Genomic DNA, 15,930 nt, shown 5'->3' on the forward strand with positions numbered 1-15,930 from the left:
CTCCCCACGAAAACTGCCGCGATTGGTGGGACAACGCCTATGAGTACTCCCCACCAAGCGCTAGGTGAGCCACTTGGCGAGGTTAGCATCATGGCCAAGATGCTTAGTGTCGTTAGAGCAAGCCAGCAAAGTATCCCCGACAAAACCAATTTGGACCAAGCAATTAATACGCGCATCTGAATTTGCCCCCGGTCTGTCGATGGTATGATGGACGAGGGGTAAAATAAATAAAGATTAGGTCCGGTGTATATATCGAGGTTTAGTGGGGTGGGGAGTGTTGTGTGTATCTATGGTGCCTCATGTGAATTATCACTATCCGTATCGGCGAACCTTCAGGCTCCCGTCGCGCATGGATAGGCCGTGTCCGGGTAGCGAGCTTGTTGCGGAGAGGCGACGCGATGTGTGGCAGGTCGCGAGGCAGCCATCAGCGTCACACCGGCACTGAGCCGGGATGCTTCTAGATGTGTTTAACTTCCATCCATCTCTTATGATGAGCACGACATGATCGTCGGGGCAACACGTGGGGGCGACAGCGCGTCCAGATGAGTTCGCCCGAGAGCGTGTCGGCCACTCGAGCGTAGCTCTCATGGCCTTCTCAGTTCAAATCGCTCCACTGGAGCGATTTGCCGACTATAGGTGTGATACGTCGAAGGCTCGAAAATTCGAGAAAGCCGCTACGATACCTCTCCCTCCAGCGTATCCAGTTCCATCTCTCGCAAGCGCTTGACCTCGTCGCGCAGTTTTGCCGCCTTTTCGAATTCGAGGTTCGTTGCGGCTTCGCGCATTTCGCGTTCGAGGTCTTTGATGACAGTCGCGAGATTGTCGCCGGTGACGACTTTTTCCTTGCCGTCCTTGCCCTTGCCAATGGAAATCGTGACGTGGTCGCGTTCGGCGGTGCTGTCGATGATGTCGTTGATGCGGGCCTTCACCGATTGGGGGGTGATGCCGTTGGCTTCGTTGTAGGCGATCTGTTTTTCGCGGCGGCGGTTGGTTTCGGCCAGGGCGCGTTCCATTGAGCCGGTGGTCTTGTCGGCATAGAGGATGACCTTGCCGTCGACGTTACGGGCGGCGCGGCCGATGGTCTGGATGAGCGAGGTTTCCGAGCGCAGGAACCCTTCCTTGTCAGCGTCGAGAATGGCGACGAGGCCGCATTCGGGGATGTCGAGGCCTTCGCGGAGGAGGTTGATGCCGACCAGCACGTCGAAGGCGCCGAGGCGGAGATCGCGAATGATTTCAATGCGCTCGATGGTGTCGACGTCCGAGTGCATGTAGCGCACGCGAATGCCCTGTTCGTGCATATATTCGGTGAGATCCTCGGCCATCTTCTTGGTGAGGACGGTGACGAGCGTGCGGTAGCCGGCCTTGATGGTGGTGCGGATCTCGTCGATGACGTCGTCGACCTGATGGGTGGCCGGGCGGATCTCGACCGGGGGATCGATCAGCCCGGTGGGGCGGATGACCTGTTCGGCAAAAACGCCGCCGGTCTGGTCCATTTCCCAGGAGCCGGGGGTGGCCGAGACATAGACCGACTGCGGGCGCATGGCGTTCCACTCCTCGAAGCGGAGCGGGCGATTGTCCATGCAGGAGGGCAGGCGGAAGCCGTATTCGGCGAGCGTCGCCTTGCGGCGGAGGTCGCCGCGATACATGGCGCCGAGCTGGCCGATGGTGACGTGGCTTTCGTCGACGAAAACCAGCGCATTATCAGGGAGATATTCGAACAGGGTCGGCGGCGGCTCGCCGGGGCGGCGGCCGGAGAAGTAGCGCGAATAGTTCTCGATGCCGGCGCAGGAGCCGGTGGCTTCCATCATCTCGAGATCGAAGAGGCTGCGCTGTTCGAGGCGCTGGGCTTCGAGGAAGCGGCCGGCGCCGTTGAGCTCCTGCAGGCGCGCGGCGAGATCGGCTTTGATCTGCTTGATGGCCTGGTTCATCGTCGTGCGCGGCGTCACGTGGTGGGAATTGGCGTAGACGCGGATGAAGGTGAGATCGGCGGATTTTTTGCCGGTGAGGGGATCGAATTCGGTGATCGCCTCGACCTCGTTGCCGAAGAGGGAGACGCGCCAGGCGGCGGCTTCATAGTGGGCGGGGAAGATTTCGACGGTGTCGCCGCGAACCCGGAAGGTGCCGCGGACGAAGCCGGTGTCGCCGCGCTTGTATTGAAGGGCCACGAGTTTTGCGAGCAGTTGGCGCTGGTCGATCTTTTCGCCCTTCTGCACGTCGATGGTCATGGCGGTGTAGTCTTCCACCGAGCCGATACCGTAGATGCAGGAGACCGAGGCGACGATGATGACGTCGTCGCGTTCGAGGATCGCGCGGGTCGCCGAGTGGCGCATGCGGTCGATCTGCTCGTTGATGGTGGATTCTTTTTCGATGTAGGTGTCGGTGCGCGGGACGTAGGCTTCCGGCTGGTAGTAGTCGTAGTAGGAAACGAAATACTCGACCGCATTGTCCGGGAAGAAGCCCTTGAACTCGGAATAGAGCTGGGCGGCGAGGGTCTTGTTGGGCGCAAGGATCAGCGCCGGACGCTGGGTGCGGGCGATGACCTGGGCGGCGGTGAAGGTCTTGCCGGAGCCGGTGACGCCGAGCAGGACCTGGTCGGTTTCGCCATTGTTGATGCCTTCCACGAGCTCGGCAATGGCGGTCGGCTGGTCGCCGGCGGGGGTATAGGTGGTGTCGAGGCGGAAGGGTTTTGAGGCGCCGCGCTTGGCCGGGCGCTCGGGGCGATGCGGCGCCCAGGGGGCGGAGCCTTCCACTTCCTTGCGGCCGTGCAGAATGATCTGCTCGAGGGCTTTCACCGTGGCGGTGACGCCGACAGTGGTGGCGCCCGAGACGTCCTCGTTGTTGCGGGCCTTGTTCTTTTTCACCGACGCAGTGAGGGCCGCGCGGATTTCGCCGTCATCCGGCGTGGCAGCAGCGCGGGCGGTGACTTTTGCGGAGGGGACGTGGTTGAACCCGGCCTGCGGGGCCTCGCCCATGCCATCGAAATCGACGCGGTCGACGGAGTTGATCTTGGTCTTGCCGGTCTTCTTCGACATGCCGGTGGCGGTGTCGTTGTTGGACTTGGTGGTGCGGCGCTTTTCGAGCGCGGTCTTGGGTTCGGCAGCGGCCTTTTCGGCAGCGTCGGCCCGATCGAGGGCGCGCTTGTTCTTCATGCGCTCGGCATAAAGCGGCTTCGATGCGGCGATGTCCTCGGCCTTTTCGATCTCGGCAAAGAATTCGTCGATGGAAAACTCGGCCTTGCCGGGGCGGGTCGATTTGGGGGCCATGGCGCGCTCGCGATCAGCAGAAGGGGGACAGTGGAACCCATAGATGGGTGCTCTGTCACGCTATGTCAGCAGGGTAGTGGTTCACGCTTTGTAGCATTTTTGGGCGCGGCGGGGGAAGCCGTGCATCAGCAGTCGGTGCGAGCAGGTTTCCCGGCGGATCGCGCGATCAGCCCCTGCTCTCGGTCTGTAGCTTGCGCCAGCGATCGAGGCGGGCGGGATCCAGCTTGCCTGCGGCGACGGCAGCGCGAACGGCGCAACCCGGTTCATGGTCGTGGGTGCAATTGCGGAATTTGCACTGCGGCGCAAGTTCGGTGATTTCGGCGAAGAGGATGTCGAGGCCTTCGCCGACATCCTTGAGGTGCAGGCTTCGCACGCCGGGCGTATCGATGACCCAGCCACCACCCGTCATGGCGTGCAGGGATCGCGATGTTGTCGTGTGCCGGCCCTTCGAGTCGCCTTCGCGGACGCCGCCTGTGAGTTGCGGCTGCGTCCGGCCGTCGCCGACCAGAGTGTTGACGAGTGTCGACTTGCCAACGCCCGATGAGCCCACCAGCGCAACAGTCGCGCCGGCGCCGCACCATGGCTTGAGGGCAGCGATGGCGCTTTGGTCACGCGCGTTGATGACCACGACGGCGAGATCACGCTGCAGGGCTGCGGCCTGGCGCTGATAATCGAGTGCATCTTCGGCCATGTCGGCCTTGGTCAAAACGATGACCGGCTCGGTGCCGGCATCATTCGCAAACGCCAGATAGCGTTCGAGCCGGGCCAGATTGAAGTCCGCATTGCACGAGCCGACAATGAACAGGGTGTCGACATTGGCGGCGACAAGCTGGGTCGGCCTTTGACCGTCGCCGGGGCGCTGGAGAAGGGTCTTCCTGTCAAGCCGGCGTGACACCATACCAGTATCCGGATGCGTCAATATCCAGTCACCCACGGCATATTGTGCGGTATCGGAACGCGGCGGCAGGGCGACCTGGACCTTCCCATGCTCGGAAAGAGCGGTCAGACGGCTGCGGTGCACCGCATCGATGCGAAGCGGCACAAGTGCGCTGTCATCGTCGCTCAACTGCGCCTGGAAGAAGCTTTGCCAGCCCAGAGGGCGCAAGTGCTCAAACACAGGGTCATCCGGACTTGTCATCACAGCAGTCCCAAGCTGGAAAGGCATGTTGCCCGAGCGGACAGGTCGTTACGCATCGCCTAGTCTTCCTCTTCGGCCGGCAAGCCGCTTTCGCCACCATCCTCGTTTTCTGCAGGGGCAGGCCCGAGCTTTGCCAGAGCGCGCTCATCGCTCTTTTGCTTCTTGATGCGCTCTCGCTCCTGGCGCTCGAAACGGTAGTTTGGTTTTTTTGCCACTGTGCCTCGGATCCCAAAAACTGTTCCTGTGCTCAAACGGGAAAGAACGCAAGCTCTGCGCGGAAACTATCGCGCAAATTGCCGCCAACGTTTCGCTTTCTCGTGGGCAGACGGGACGGCAATTTCGGGTCCCGAGGTGTCATTCCAGACAGAATTGGGGTAGGAGCGGAACCAGAACTCCCGACATCGGCGCTGGCGCGCGGCATGTAGCGGGACCTCATTGTGGCAGCGAGGATGGTCGTCGGCGCGACATCCTCAGGGCCGCCATCGCCGGGCTCCTGGCTCGATACAGCTCGATACTTCTCTCGAAATGGAACGCAATTTGTCTGAACTCGCCTCTCTATTGGGCAATTATCCGCTGCTGGCGACAGTGGTGTCTCTGGTTTCGCTGTTGCTCGCGGCATTGTTTGCCAATTTCGGGGTCAAGGCCCTGCTGCTAAAGCTCGTCAATCGGCTCATCGGCCAGACCGCCTATGGGCGAGACGAGGAGCTCCGCCAGCATGACGTGATCAAGCGCCTCGCCAACATCATGCCTGCGTTCGTGATTGCGAGTGGGATCGTGCTGGTCCCGGGCCTGCCGCCGATGTTGCTTTCGGTGGTCAAGAACACCGCCAATGCGTTCATTATCCTGACACTCGCCCTGGCGATCGGCGAGGCGGTGAACATCGTCGACAAGGTCTACAACCGCCGGCCAATCGCGCGGCGCAGGCCGATCAAGGGCTATGTCCAGGTCGGCAAGATCGCCGTCTACATCATTGCGGCGGTGTTGATCCTCGCGACCCTGATGGACCAGTCTCCCGTTATCCTCTTGTCAGGGCTCGGCGCCATGGCGGCCGTTCTCATCCTCGTCTTTCAGGATACCTTGCTGGGCCTTGTCGCTGGCGTCCAGATCTCGTCAACGGACATGGTGCGCGTTGGGGACTGGATAGAGGCGCCGGGCCAGCACGCCGACGGCGAGGTGATCGAGATCGCGCTTCACACCGTCAAGGTGCGGAACTGGGACAAGACCATCACGACGGTGCCCATTCGCAAGCTGGTGACGGAGCCGTTCCGCAATTGGCGGCCGATGCAGGAGTCCGGTGGTCGGCGCATCAAGCGGGCCTTGTTGCTGGACCAGAACACCATTGGCTTTCTGAGCGAGGAGGATCTGGGGCGGCTCTCCCGGATCTATAATCTCGAAAGCTATCTGACGGAGAAGCAGACAGAACTGGCGGCCTTCAACCGATCCCTCGGCGATCGGGCCAGCGTCCCCGCCAATACCCGCCGCGCGACCAATATTGGAACGTTCAGGGCCTACGTCCAGAACTACCTCAAGGCACATCCCGGCGTGCATCAGGGGATGACGCTGATGGCCCGGCAGATGCCGCCATCGCCGGAAGGACTGCCCCTCGAAATCTACTGCTTCACCAACACCGTGGCGTGGATTGGCTACGAAAGTATCCAGGCCGACATTTTCGACCACCTCTACGCCATTCTGCCGGAATTCGGTCTCCGCGCCTTCCAGGCGCCAGCGGGTTCGGACTTCAGGGCGCGGTTGCCGGACGTGGGACAATCGGATGCCACGGTCGCATTGGCGTCGCCTTACGCGGGGCAGGCGGGGTAGGGCGGCGGTCTCTTTCTGAGACGACTTCTATGAGGCACTAAAAACTGGTCCGGCGCGCATCCATGCGCCCCGTAGCGGCTGGAGCGAGTGACAATCCGTGGGTGCCTGGGCGAAGGCGGGCACACGGGCCATGGCGCGCACGCGAACAGCATAAGGGGACAGTGGGAACCCATGGATGGGGTCGCTGTCACGCCATGTGAGCAGGGGGGCGGTTTACGGTTTGTAGCATTTTTGCGCGCGAAGGATGAAGAGGCGGATGGCCGGACCCGGCTATCTCGGAATGAAGTAGCGGGTCTGGCCATTCAGCTTGCCGGTGCGGGCGAGGCCGCTGCTGGTGAGGGTTTCGAGCAGGGATTCGATGCGTTCGCGGCGCTTGGGGGCCTGGCGGGCGCCGAAAGCGTTGATGAGGCTTTCAGGGGAGAGCGGTTCGGTCGCATCTTTGAGAAGGGTCAGCACGGTGACGAGTTGTCCGGTTCGGTCGCTCGGCCATTTTGGCGTGTCGATGACGGGCATAATGTCGAGGTCGACTTCCTGCTGGGTACCTTCGGGCCGCACCACTTTGTGGCCAAGGCGGGGGATTTGGTAGTCTGGGCGGAGCCAGAGGACGAGGCCGCGCGATTCTTCGGCGGCACGCTCTTGGTTGAGGGCGACCAGTCGCGCGAGGAGATCTTCTTCAGCGGCGAGATGATCGGTGGTTTTATAGGGGGAAGGGGTGGTGGCGCCGGCATGCCGATGAGACGTTCGGCGAGATCGTTATAGCCATAGGCCGCGAAAACGAACTGGTCGATTTCGTCGTGAATATCTTTGAGGATGGCGATGTGGCCGGCCTCGTAAATATCGCGCTCTTTTTGGGTGAGAGGTGCGATTTCAGCGGCGAGATCGGAGTGGCGACCCGCCCCGATTTGCCAATCGAGTTCGCGCACACGCTCAAGGACGTTGTAAAGGCCGGTCATGGTGAGGAAGTAGTGGGCAGCCAAGCGCTCCTTGCGGAAGGCGTCTAGGCGTTCGCCGAGGCTTTCGAGTTGGCTGGCGAGGTAAGACTGCGCGCCGAGGTCAGGGAAAGCAAAGGGGTCGAAAACTCTAGATTTGCTATAGCGCGCGTCATTCCCAACACCCAACCAGCCACCCGTGGCAATTGCCCATCTCGTATGGATTCGCGAGGACAAAACTGCAAGTGGATGGGCAGAACTGATGCCGATATTCACCAGCATGTTGTCTGGCCGGATAGAGGCATCCAGAAACTGGAAGAAGCGGTGCTTTGCCGTTTCGATTGTGGTGATGTAGCGTGGCAGGCCTTCGAGTGCTGGCCGCAAGTCTTTTCGGGGCTCGCCAAATATCCACCAATTCTCTCGGTAGCTTGCGCGATTATTGGTGTCTCGCTCAGGCTTCACTGTTTGTAAAACGTGCTGATAGACAGCTGGAAACCGGTCGCGCAGATCATCAAGGGTCAGTGGGAATAAATCAATTACCCTGACCCCCCGTGGTCGATCGGCGATGTCTCGCCCGTTGCGGTAATGGAGAATATGTTGCGCGAGGCCCTCCACGGTCCCCAAACCCAAGCGACGAGCTTCGCCTTCGGTTACGATAAAGCCGGCACCATGTAATTTTACCCCCGGACTTGAGATCAAGGAATTACCGGTCAACGCACGGCAACTTGAGACATTAGCACCGATATACAGATTAGGCAGAACCTTCCCACCCATAGTCTCCAGCGCGACCGTTGGCGTGTCGGTATCAAGACCCGCCTCTGAGACCACTTTGGCCAGCTTGCCCTCGAAATCGCCCCGAGCGGCGACCGTCATGGCTATGCGGACGGCGGCTTTATCGCTGGCTTTGAGCCAGGGATGATCGGGAATGGCAAAGACGAGCGACAGCGGGGATTTGGCCGCCATGTAATGTTCGATGACGCGACGCGAAAAGGTCTGGGTGATAGAATTGGTGGTGATGAAGCCAAAGCTTTGCAGCGGGTTTTTGCCCTTTTTAGTCAGGCGTTTGGCCGCTTCATCCCAAAAATGCATGACGAAATCGGCACTGCCGGGCACGTGGGGGCGCAGTTTCCACGCGGCTTCGGCATAGCCATCGCCCAGTTGGGCCCGCATGTCCTTGCCGCCTATGAAGGGCGGGTTGCCGACGATGAATTCAACCTCGGGCCATTCGGCGGGGCGCGGATTTTTGTACGAGTAAACCTCTAGTCGCGCATCGGGATCGGGCACCCGTTCGCCGGTGATCGGATGGTCTATTTTGGTGACACCATCCCAGCGCGAGACGGGCGCGCCGCGTTCGTCGCGTACGAGAATTTTCTCGTCATAAGCGAGGATAGCATCCTGATGTTTGATGGTGCCGTAGCGATGGAGAATAGGCTCGGGAATAGCGGTGATACCAACAGTCTTGAGCTGCCATTTCAAATAGCCGATCCAAAGCACCAGATCGGCAATGGGGACGGCGCGCGGATTGAGTTCGAGCCCATAAAACTGGCGCGGCGAGACGGTATGGCCTTCCATGAGGAGAGCGTGCTGGGTTTCACCGAGCTCTTCAAGGGCGGCAAGCACTTCGCCTTCCAACCGCTTCATCAGCTCCAGTGCGATATAGAGAAAATTGCCCGTGCCACATGCTGGATCGAGTACACGCACAGTGCACAGATGGCGATGGAATTTCCGGACATGATCGAGTGCGCCAGGCTTGTCACTATTGCGCAGGCAATCTTCGACATGGGCCTGGGCGTGCATCCACTCTTCCCGCAGCGGCTCGATGATGGTGGGCACAACGAGGCGCTCGACATAGGCCCGTGGCGTGTAGTGCGCGCCGAGGCTGCTGCGTTCGCGAGCATCCAGCGCCGTTCCAGAAGCGTGCCGAAAATGGCGGGCTCAACATCCTGCCAATCCTGTTTGGCAGCGACGAGCAGCTCGTGAATGTCTTCGGGGGCGAGGGGCAAAGCGCGTGGCTGGGCGAAGAGGCCGCCATTGAACAGCTTGAGGTTCGACATGGAGTGGGGCTCGAAGCCGCCCTCGTTCATGGTTCTCCATAGACTCTCCAGAGCGAGCGGGAAGGTTGCCGGCCTATCGACAAGGTCGGCGAGCAGATCAACGAAGATATCCTTCGGCAGCAGGCCCACATCCTCAGCAAACATAGTGAACAGGCAACGCATGAGGAATTCGGCCACATCGCCGGCGTCGTGTTTGCGTTCTAGCCGCTTGGCAATGATCGAGAGGCGCCCAGCAATGTCGCGCGTGACTTCCGCGGATTTGCGGGTGGGGTCGAGACTGAAAGGGTCGGTCCAGACGGCGCGGAGCCGATCCTGAATTTCTGGTTTCCGCAGATCGTCCATGCTGATGCGGTAGGTTTGCGCATCGGGAAACTGGGCGTAGTTTTTGCCCTGACCCGAGAAGTCAGCGTAGAGCTCGATGACGTGACCGACATCCACGAGAACGACAAAGGGGGGATAACCGTGTTCAACCGGAAGGCGGCGGGTGTATTCGACCGCCTGCAGATATGCCGAGCGCATGACGCGGTCCCAGCCGCGCGTGCCGCGCTTAGCGTGTCCGAGGCGAACGGTGTTTGCCTCTGAGCCAAACATGTCGGTCTGATGCGGGGCGGTAGATTTGCGTTCTGCAGACTGCTTTGCCTCAAGTACAAAACAGCCGCGCTTGTAGCAGTCGATGAAATAAGTGCTTTCGATGATGCCAGCTTCTTTATAGCGCAGGCTTCTCTCGAAAACATAATTGTTTAGGGCGTTAGTTTCCTGTCTCATCTGGGGTCGGTCGACGCCAAGAGCGTCGCAAAGTCCGTTGATGAAGATCTGATAATTGGCGCGTTCGGATCCGCCAGATGCGGATGCCTCTGCGATCAGTGATCCTATATCCATAACCCGTTCCTCCACCAGAGTTTGCGGGTGTAAATCGTATGAATGTTTGACGCATAAAGTATTAAAGTCGAAGATTAGTTCTTCAGATTCGTTTTGTTTGTAGCCTGTTTGGCTGGGAATCTTGGTCTGATCTTTTTCGTCTGTTAAAAATTTTGTCCCGATCCCAAAACAAACGAAAAACACCGCAGCCCGGGGGCTGCGGTGTTTTTTGTTTGTCTTACCTGTTGCGGAGGAGCCTTAGGCTTCCTTGACCTGGGAGATGAGTTCGACGAGCGACTGCTTGGCGTCGCCGAAGAGCATGGATGTCTTTTCGTCGAAGAAGAGTTCGTTCTCGACACCGGAGAAACCCTTGCCCGGACCGCGCTTCATGGCGATGACGCTCTGGGCTTCCGAGACCTTGAGGATCGGCATGCCGTAGATCGGCGAGGACGGGTTGGTGCTGGCGGCGGGGTTCACCACGTCGTTTGCACCAATGACCAGCACAACGTCGGTCTCAGCGAACTTCTCGTTGATCTCATCCATGTCGATGAGCTTGTCGTAAGCCACGCCGGCTTCTGCAAGCAGCACGTTCATGTGGCCGGGCATGCGACCAGCGACGGGGTGGATGGCGAACTTGACGTCGCCGCCGCGCTTTTCGATGAGGTCGGCCAGCTCGCGCACCTGGTGCTGAGCCTGGGACACGGCGAGACCATAGCCCGGGACGATGACCACGCGCTTGGCATAGGCCATGCGCAGGGCGGCGTCTTCAGCCGAGACAGGCTTCATTTCGCCGTCGGTCGAGCCACCACCGGCAGCCGCCGCGACGCTGTCCGAACCAAAGGCGCCGAAGAGCACGTTGGCGAAGGAACGGTTCATGGCCTTCGACATGGCGATCGAGAGGATGATGCCGCTGGCGCCGTCGAGTGCACCGACGATGATCAGGATGTTGTTGTCGAGCGCGAAACCGGTCGCAACAGCCGCAAGACCTGCATAGGCGTTGAGCAGCGAGACCACCACCGGCATGTCGGCGCCACCGATCGGCAGAACGATGAGCACACCGATTGCCAGCGACACGACCAGCATGACGATGAAGATCGGCCAGGCGTCCGGAACGATGATCATCCAGACAAAGCCGATGACGGCAATGCCGAGCAGGATGAAGTTGGAGATGTTCTGGAAGGGGAAGGTGATCGGCTTCTGCGGCAACCAGCCCTGGAGCTTGCCAGCGGCCATGATCGAGCCAGTCACGGTCAGGCCACCGAGCAGCACTTCGAGAGCAAGGGCCGCAACGTGGCCGCTATCGAGGTGATTGGTGGTGAAGCCGTGATGGTATTCGCCCAGACCCACGAGGGTCGCAGCAAGCGCGCCGAAGGCATGGCTGATGGCGATACGCTGCGGCATGGCCGTCATCGGCACGAACATGCCGAGCGGATAGCCGATGGCGGCACCGGCGACGATGCCGACGACGATCCACTGATATTCCACGATACGGGCGTGGAACAGGGTTGCAACCACGGCAATGAGCATGCCGAGGGCGGCCATCTGCATGCCGCGGCGTGCTGTTTCCGGACGACCGAGCACGCGGAGCGCGTTGATGAAGAGGAATGCCGCTACAAGGTAGGCGAGCTGGATAAAGGTATCGGTCATTTCGCTGCCTTATCGGCCTTCTTGTTGTCGGACTTGAACATGGCCAGCATGCGGTCGGTGATCAGGAAGCCGCCAACGACGTTGGCCATAGCCATGGCCACGGCGATGGTGCCGAAAATGGTGCCGAGCCAGCCGTGGTTGGCGCCGGCCAGAACCAGCGATGCCACGAGCGAAATGCCGGACATGGCGTTGGTCGCTGCCATCAGCGGGGTATGCAGCAGCGGCGGAACACGGTGGATGGTCATGAGGCCAACGAAGCTGGCCAGCAGGAACACGAAGAGTTGGATGACTGTTGTTTCGGGCATGATCCTGCCTCCGGGTTAAGCGGCTGCGCGAGCAGGCAGGGCCTGGTCGCCAGCGAGAGCGTCGAGGATTTCGTCGCCGGCCACGAGGCTCAGCGCACCGTCCTTGAACAGGTGCGTCAGCAGCGTGCGCATGTTGCCGCTGTAGAGGCGGCTGGTGTCGGTCGGTGCGGCGCTGGCCAGATTGGTCGGCCCAAGGATGGTCACGCGGCCATGGCGCACGACTTCATCGGGCTTGGTGAGCGTGCAATTGCCACCGGTTTCGGCGGCCATGTCGACGATCACGGTGCCCGGGGTCATCGCAGCAACGTTTTCCTCGTCGATGAGGATGGGTGCAGCGCGGCCCGGAATCTGGGCGCTGGTGATGATCAGATTGGTGCGGGACAGGGCCTCGGTGAGCGCGCGGCGCAGGCGGGCCTGCTGGTCATCGCTCTGTGCGGCGGCATAGCCGCCAGTGCCTTCGGCCTTGGCATCGGGAACATCGGGGAAGACGAACTCTGCGCCCAGGCTTTCCACCTGTTCGCGGGCGGCTTCGCGCACGTCAAAGCCATAGGTGACAGCGCCGAGACGACGGGCGGTTGCGAGGGCCTGGAGGCCGGCGACGCCAGCGCCGAGAGCGATCATCTTGGCGGGGCGAACAATGCCGGCTGCCGTGGTCATCATCGGCATCAGCGTGTCGAGATAGCGGGCGCCTTCGAGCACGGCCGCATAGCCGGCGATCGACGCCTGGGAGGACAGAACGTCCATGCTCTGGGCGCGGGTGATGCGCGGCAGGCGTTCCATGCCCAGGTGCAGGACCTGTGCGGACTTGGCGGCATCGATAACAGCAGCGTCGCGGCCGCCGAGCGAGATCAGCACCTTGCCGGGCGCAAAGCCCGCGAAGTCCGGAGCGCGGACAGCAAGGATCAGATCTGCGCCGGAAATCGCATCGGCGCGGGTCGTAATCTTGCCACCGGCAGCAGTGTAGTCATCGTCGACGAAGCCGGCGTTAAGGCCTGCGCCTGCCTCAACGACAATGTCGTATTGGCTGAGCTTGCCAATGTCTGCCGGCACGAGTGCCACGCGGCGTTCGCCCTGCGCCGTCTCTTTCAGCACTGCGACGACAGGCTTTCGCGTGATGTGTACCATTAGAAATCCTCTCCAAAAGCCGTGGCGCGCGAACGCAGCCCTACTGACCGGCCGGGGAGTATTTCCACGGGAGGGAGATTCGTCTGTTTGCCTAAGGGCGTAAGACTTTGGGAGTAAAAGACTATTTATGGACGGATTGGGTTTTCGTCGTTCGATTGCAGCGAGTGCGCACACGAGTTTGTGAGCCTTGGCTGCTCTGGCCTAGATTCCAGCTCGGACCAAAAGTCGCATTGGTAGGTCGTTCGCAGATCCGAGAGTTGCGATCAGTTCAAGACTAACGGCAGGGCGTGGCGTTGGCGGGTAGATTTGCTTATGCAAAAATCACATGAGAGAATAAGTATTTTGAGGGATACAGTTTATCTCTTCTGTTTTGACTGTGCAAAAACAGGTGCGCTTGGCGGCTTTCTGTCGTGACGCCTGCGCGGTTTTTCCGCGAACCACGCTGCCGATAGTAGAATCGGATGGGCGACAGTCACGTGCCAATCGGAGAAGGCGGCTTCTCCCTCCGGCATAGGCGGCTGCCGCAGAAGCGGCCGCGGGGTGTCGATGCGCTTGGGAACGGATGCCTAAATGACGGATTTTTACGGAGTGTCCTAACGGCCGGACAATCTCAAGCTGTCAGGGTGAAAGGGGGAGGAAAGTTCATGGCATTCGACAGGGGGCAGATGCAGGCGCGGTTCAACGCATGGATGCTGCGCGTGGGAAAACTCCGTGTCGTAGCAGCCATTACCGCGTTTTCGGTGGTTGTCTCGGTGCTGGTGACCTGGTTCGCCAATGCCGTCTTCATGCCCCATGTTCCGGTCGAGGAATGGCTCTATATTTCTGCCATCGCGCCCCTGCTGATCTCGCCCCCAATCAGTGCCTCCGTGCTGTCGTTGCTTTACCAGCTTGCCGAGGCACGCGCCGCGCTGGTGACCATGGCCGAAACCGATCCGCTGACCGGGGCCGGCAATCGCCGCTATTTTCTCGATCGGGCGCGGCTGGCGCTGGCGGAGGCGGGCGCGCGGGGCGAGCCGGTCAGCATCATCCTGCTCGATATCGACCGGTTCAAGCGGCTCAACGACAGCTATGGGCACGCGGTGGGCGACGAGGCGATCATCATGGTCGCCCATGTCTGTCGGCGGATAATCCGGGCCGGGGATGTGTTCTGCCGCTGGGGCGGGGAGGAGTTTATCGTGTTGCTGCCTGCGGCGGAGCTGGAGGCCGCGTGTGCGCTGGCCGAGCGGCTGCGGGCAGGCGTTGCCGCGGCGGAGGTGAAGGGCGTGCCCGAGGGGGTGACAATCAGCCTGGGCGTCGCCGAGCTGCGGAGCCGGAACGAGACACTCGACGACATCATCGCCAACGCCGATCGCCAGCTCTATGTGGCCAAGGATCTCGGCCGCAACAGGGTGGAGCCGATGGATCCGGCGTGGGTGATTGAGGGGCCGGGGCGGGCCGGCTGAGGGCGCTTAAATTGAGACAGCGCATGTCATCCCGGCCTGCCGTGAACGCGCGGCAGGCCGGGTATGGGTTCAGGCTGCCAGGGGCGAGCGGGTTGCGCTGGCGGCTGGTGGCATAATGCTCCTCCCAGAGCGGTGAGCGGGTCCTGAACTGACGCTCCGCTGGAAGAAACTATGCTTAATTTTTGGTGTGGGATTGCCGGTTACTCAAAGTGGTCCGCAAGACTGCATGGTTGCAGCGGATCGCGCTAGTATAACCGGGAATAGACCTGCCGGCGCCTTGCGCCAGCAGGTCGAACGGGTGTCAGTCGAGAAGGCTGTCCGGCACCTTGCCGCCATTGGCCTTGAGCTGGGCGATGACCTGCTTGTGGAGCCAGATGTTCATGGTGGCGCTGTCGGACTTGTCACCGGTATAGCCGAGTTCGTCGGCCAGTTCCTTGCGAGCGGTCAGCGAGGAGTCGATGTCGAGCGCCTTGAGCAGATCGACGATCGAGGTCTTCCAGTTGAGCTTCTGGCCAGAAGCGGCAACGGCTGCATCGAGAACGGCGGCGACGTCGACTTCAGCGGCGGGAGCGGCCGAAGGCGCGGCCTGGCCGGCGGCGGCGTTCCGCGCGACAGCGTCGGCGATTACCTTGTCGGCTGCTGCCATGCCCACCTTGACGGCGGCCTGCTGCTCGGCAGCAAGCGGGGGAGACTGGGGAGCGGCCGAAGGCGCGGCCGGGGTGGGCGTTGCAGACGATGCCGGGATGGCCGCAGAGGCGGGAGTACCGAAAATCTTGGCCTTGATATTGTCCAGGAAGCCCATGGTTATTCCTTTTGTTAGTGTCCGGTAAACAGAAGGAAAGTCTCACGGCAAAATCAAGGCATTTTCTGGCGTGGTGAACAGGCGACTGCACCTTGTCGGGCAGGCGTGTCTGAACCGGGGGATGTGTTTCGTCGTCAACACGAATGGGGCGCGGGGCCCTGAGGGAGACCGAAGATGAAGATTGCGGGCTGGGTTTTGAGTGGTCTGATCGGGCTGTTTCTGGCCATTGCGTCGGCGACGCCGAAGTTCATGGGGATGGATGCGGCGCTCGACTCGATGGAAGTGGTGGGCTGGCCGACCAAATATCTGCTGCTGATCGCGGTGATCGAAGTGGTCTGCGTGGTGCTCTATCTCATCCCGCGCACGGCCCTGTTCGGGGCGGTGCTGACGACAGCGCTTCTGGGGGCAGCATTGGCTGCCAATCTGCGGGTCGACAATCCATTGTTCAGCCATACGCTGTTCAGCATCTACCTAGGCGTTGCGCTGTGGGTGGCGCTCTGGCTTCGCGACGAGCGGGTGCGGCGAGTATTCCCGCTGATGGGCTAGGCC

13 protein-coding genes are annotated in these 15,930 nt (G+C 61.0%); 3 read left to right on the forward strand and 10 right to left on the reverse strand.

Features of this window, described 5'->3' with window-relative positions:
• Positions 1-674 precede the first annotated feature (674 nt).
• From uvrB to NYQ88_RS06550, 3 genes are all read right to left on the reverse strand, one after another.
• Positions 675-3,263: an excinuclease ABC subunit UvrB gene (gene uvrB, locus NYQ88_RS06540; protein ID WP_345774613.1), complete on the reverse strand. Its 2,589-nt coding sequence runs from the start codon at positions 3,261-3,263 to the stop codon at positions 675-677.
• Between the two features lie 166 nt (positions 3,264-3,429).
• On the reverse strand, positions 3,430-4,401 hold the full coding sequence (gene rsgA / locus NYQ88_RS06545) for a ribosome small subunit-dependent GTPase A (RefSeq protein WP_275654150.1): 972 nt from the start codon (positions 4,399-4,401) through the stop codon (positions 3,430-3,432).
• Between the two features lie 59 nt (positions 4,402-4,460).
• Complete coding sequence (locus NYQ88_RS06550; protein ID WP_275654151.1) at positions 4,461-4,616, reverse strand: hypothetical protein; 156 nt, start codon at positions 4,614-4,616, stop codon at positions 4,461-4,463.
• A 322-nt stretch (positions 4,617-4,938) separates the two neighbouring features.
• Between NYQ88_RS06550 and NYQ88_RS06555 the strand changes: the two genes are divergently transcribed.
• Positions 4,939-6,219: a mechanosensitive ion channel domain-containing protein gene (locus NYQ88_RS06555; RefSeq protein WP_275654152.1), complete on the forward strand. Its 1,281-nt coding sequence runs from the start codon at positions 4,939-4,941 to the stop codon at positions 6,217-6,219.
• Between the two features lie 270 nt (positions 6,220-6,489).
• On the opposite strand, the gene NYQ88_RS06560 is transcribed toward NYQ88_RS06555, so the two are convergent.
• Genes NYQ88_RS06560 through NYQ88_RS06580 form a run of 6 tightly spaced genes read right to left on the reverse strand, consistent with a single transcriptional unit; the run spans position 6,490 to position 13,137 of the window.
• Positions 6,490-6,675, reverse strand: coding sequence for a hypothetical protein (locus NYQ88_RS06560; protein WP_275654153.1), 186 nt, complete (start codon positions 6,673-6,675; stop codon positions 6,490-6,492).
• Positions 6,669-8,849: a DNA methyltransferase gene (locus NYQ88_RS06565; RefSeq protein ID WP_345774632.1), complete on the reverse strand. Its 2,181-nt coding sequence runs from the start codon at positions 8,847-8,849 to the stop codon at positions 6,669-6,671. Before NYQ88_RS06565 ends, NYQ88_RS06560 begins: the two co-directional genes overlap by 7 nt.
• Complete coding sequence (locus NYQ88_RS20770; protein ID WP_345774614.1) at positions 8,789-10,264, reverse strand: type IIL restriction-modification enzyme MmeI; 1,476 nt, start codon at positions 10,262-10,264, stop codon at positions 8,789-8,791. Before NYQ88_RS20770 ends, NYQ88_RS06565 begins: the two co-directional genes overlap by 61 nt.
• Before the next feature lie 54 nt (positions 10,265-10,318).
• A complete protein-coding gene (locus NYQ88_RS06570) occupies positions 10,319-11,707 on the reverse strand; it encodes an NAD(P)(+) transhydrogenase (Re/Si-specific) subunit beta (RefSeq protein ID WP_275654155.1) in 1,389 nt (462 codons plus the stop codon).
• Positions 11,704-12,012: an NAD(P) transhydrogenase subunit alpha gene (locus NYQ88_RS06575; protein ID WP_275654156.1), complete on the reverse strand. Its 309-nt coding sequence runs from the start codon at positions 12,010-12,012 to the stop codon at positions 11,704-11,706. Before NYQ88_RS06575 ends, NYQ88_RS06570 begins: the two co-directional genes overlap by 4 nt.
• A 15-nt stretch (positions 12,013-12,027) precedes the next feature.
• Complete coding sequence (locus tag NYQ88_RS06580) at positions 12,028-13,137, reverse strand: NAD(P) transhydrogenase subunit alpha (protein WP_275654157.1); 1,110 nt, start codon at positions 13,135-13,137, stop codon at positions 12,028-12,030.
• A 644-nt stretch (positions 13,138-13,781) separates the two neighbouring features.
• On the opposite strand from NYQ88_RS06580, the gene NYQ88_RS06585 reads away from it, so the two are divergent.
• Positions 13,782-14,579: a GGDEF domain-containing protein gene (locus NYQ88_RS06585; protein WP_275654158.1), complete on the forward strand. Its 798-nt coding sequence runs from the start codon at positions 13,782-13,784 to the stop codon at positions 14,577-14,579.
• Positions 14,580-14,880: 301 nt separating this feature from the next.
• On the opposite strand, the gene NYQ88_RS06590 is transcribed toward NYQ88_RS06585, so the two are convergent.
• A complete protein-coding gene (locus NYQ88_RS06590) occupies positions 14,881-15,381 on the reverse strand; it encodes a DUF3597 domain-containing protein (protein ID WP_345774615.1) in 501 nt (166 codons plus the stop codon).
• Positions 15,382-15,555: 174 nt separating this feature from the next.
• On the opposite strand from NYQ88_RS06590, the gene NYQ88_RS06595 reads away from it, so the two are divergent.
• On the forward strand, positions 15,556-15,927 hold the full coding sequence (locus tag NYQ88_RS06595) for a DoxX family protein (protein ID WP_275654159.1): 372 nt from the start codon (positions 15,556-15,558) through the stop codon (positions 15,925-15,927).
• Positions 15,928-15,930 lie beyond the last annotated feature (3 nt).

Source organism: Devosia sp. SD17-2, from assembly GCF_029201565.1.
Lineage (GTDB): Bacteria > Pseudomonadota > Alphaproteobacteria > Rhizobiales > Devosiaceae > Devosia.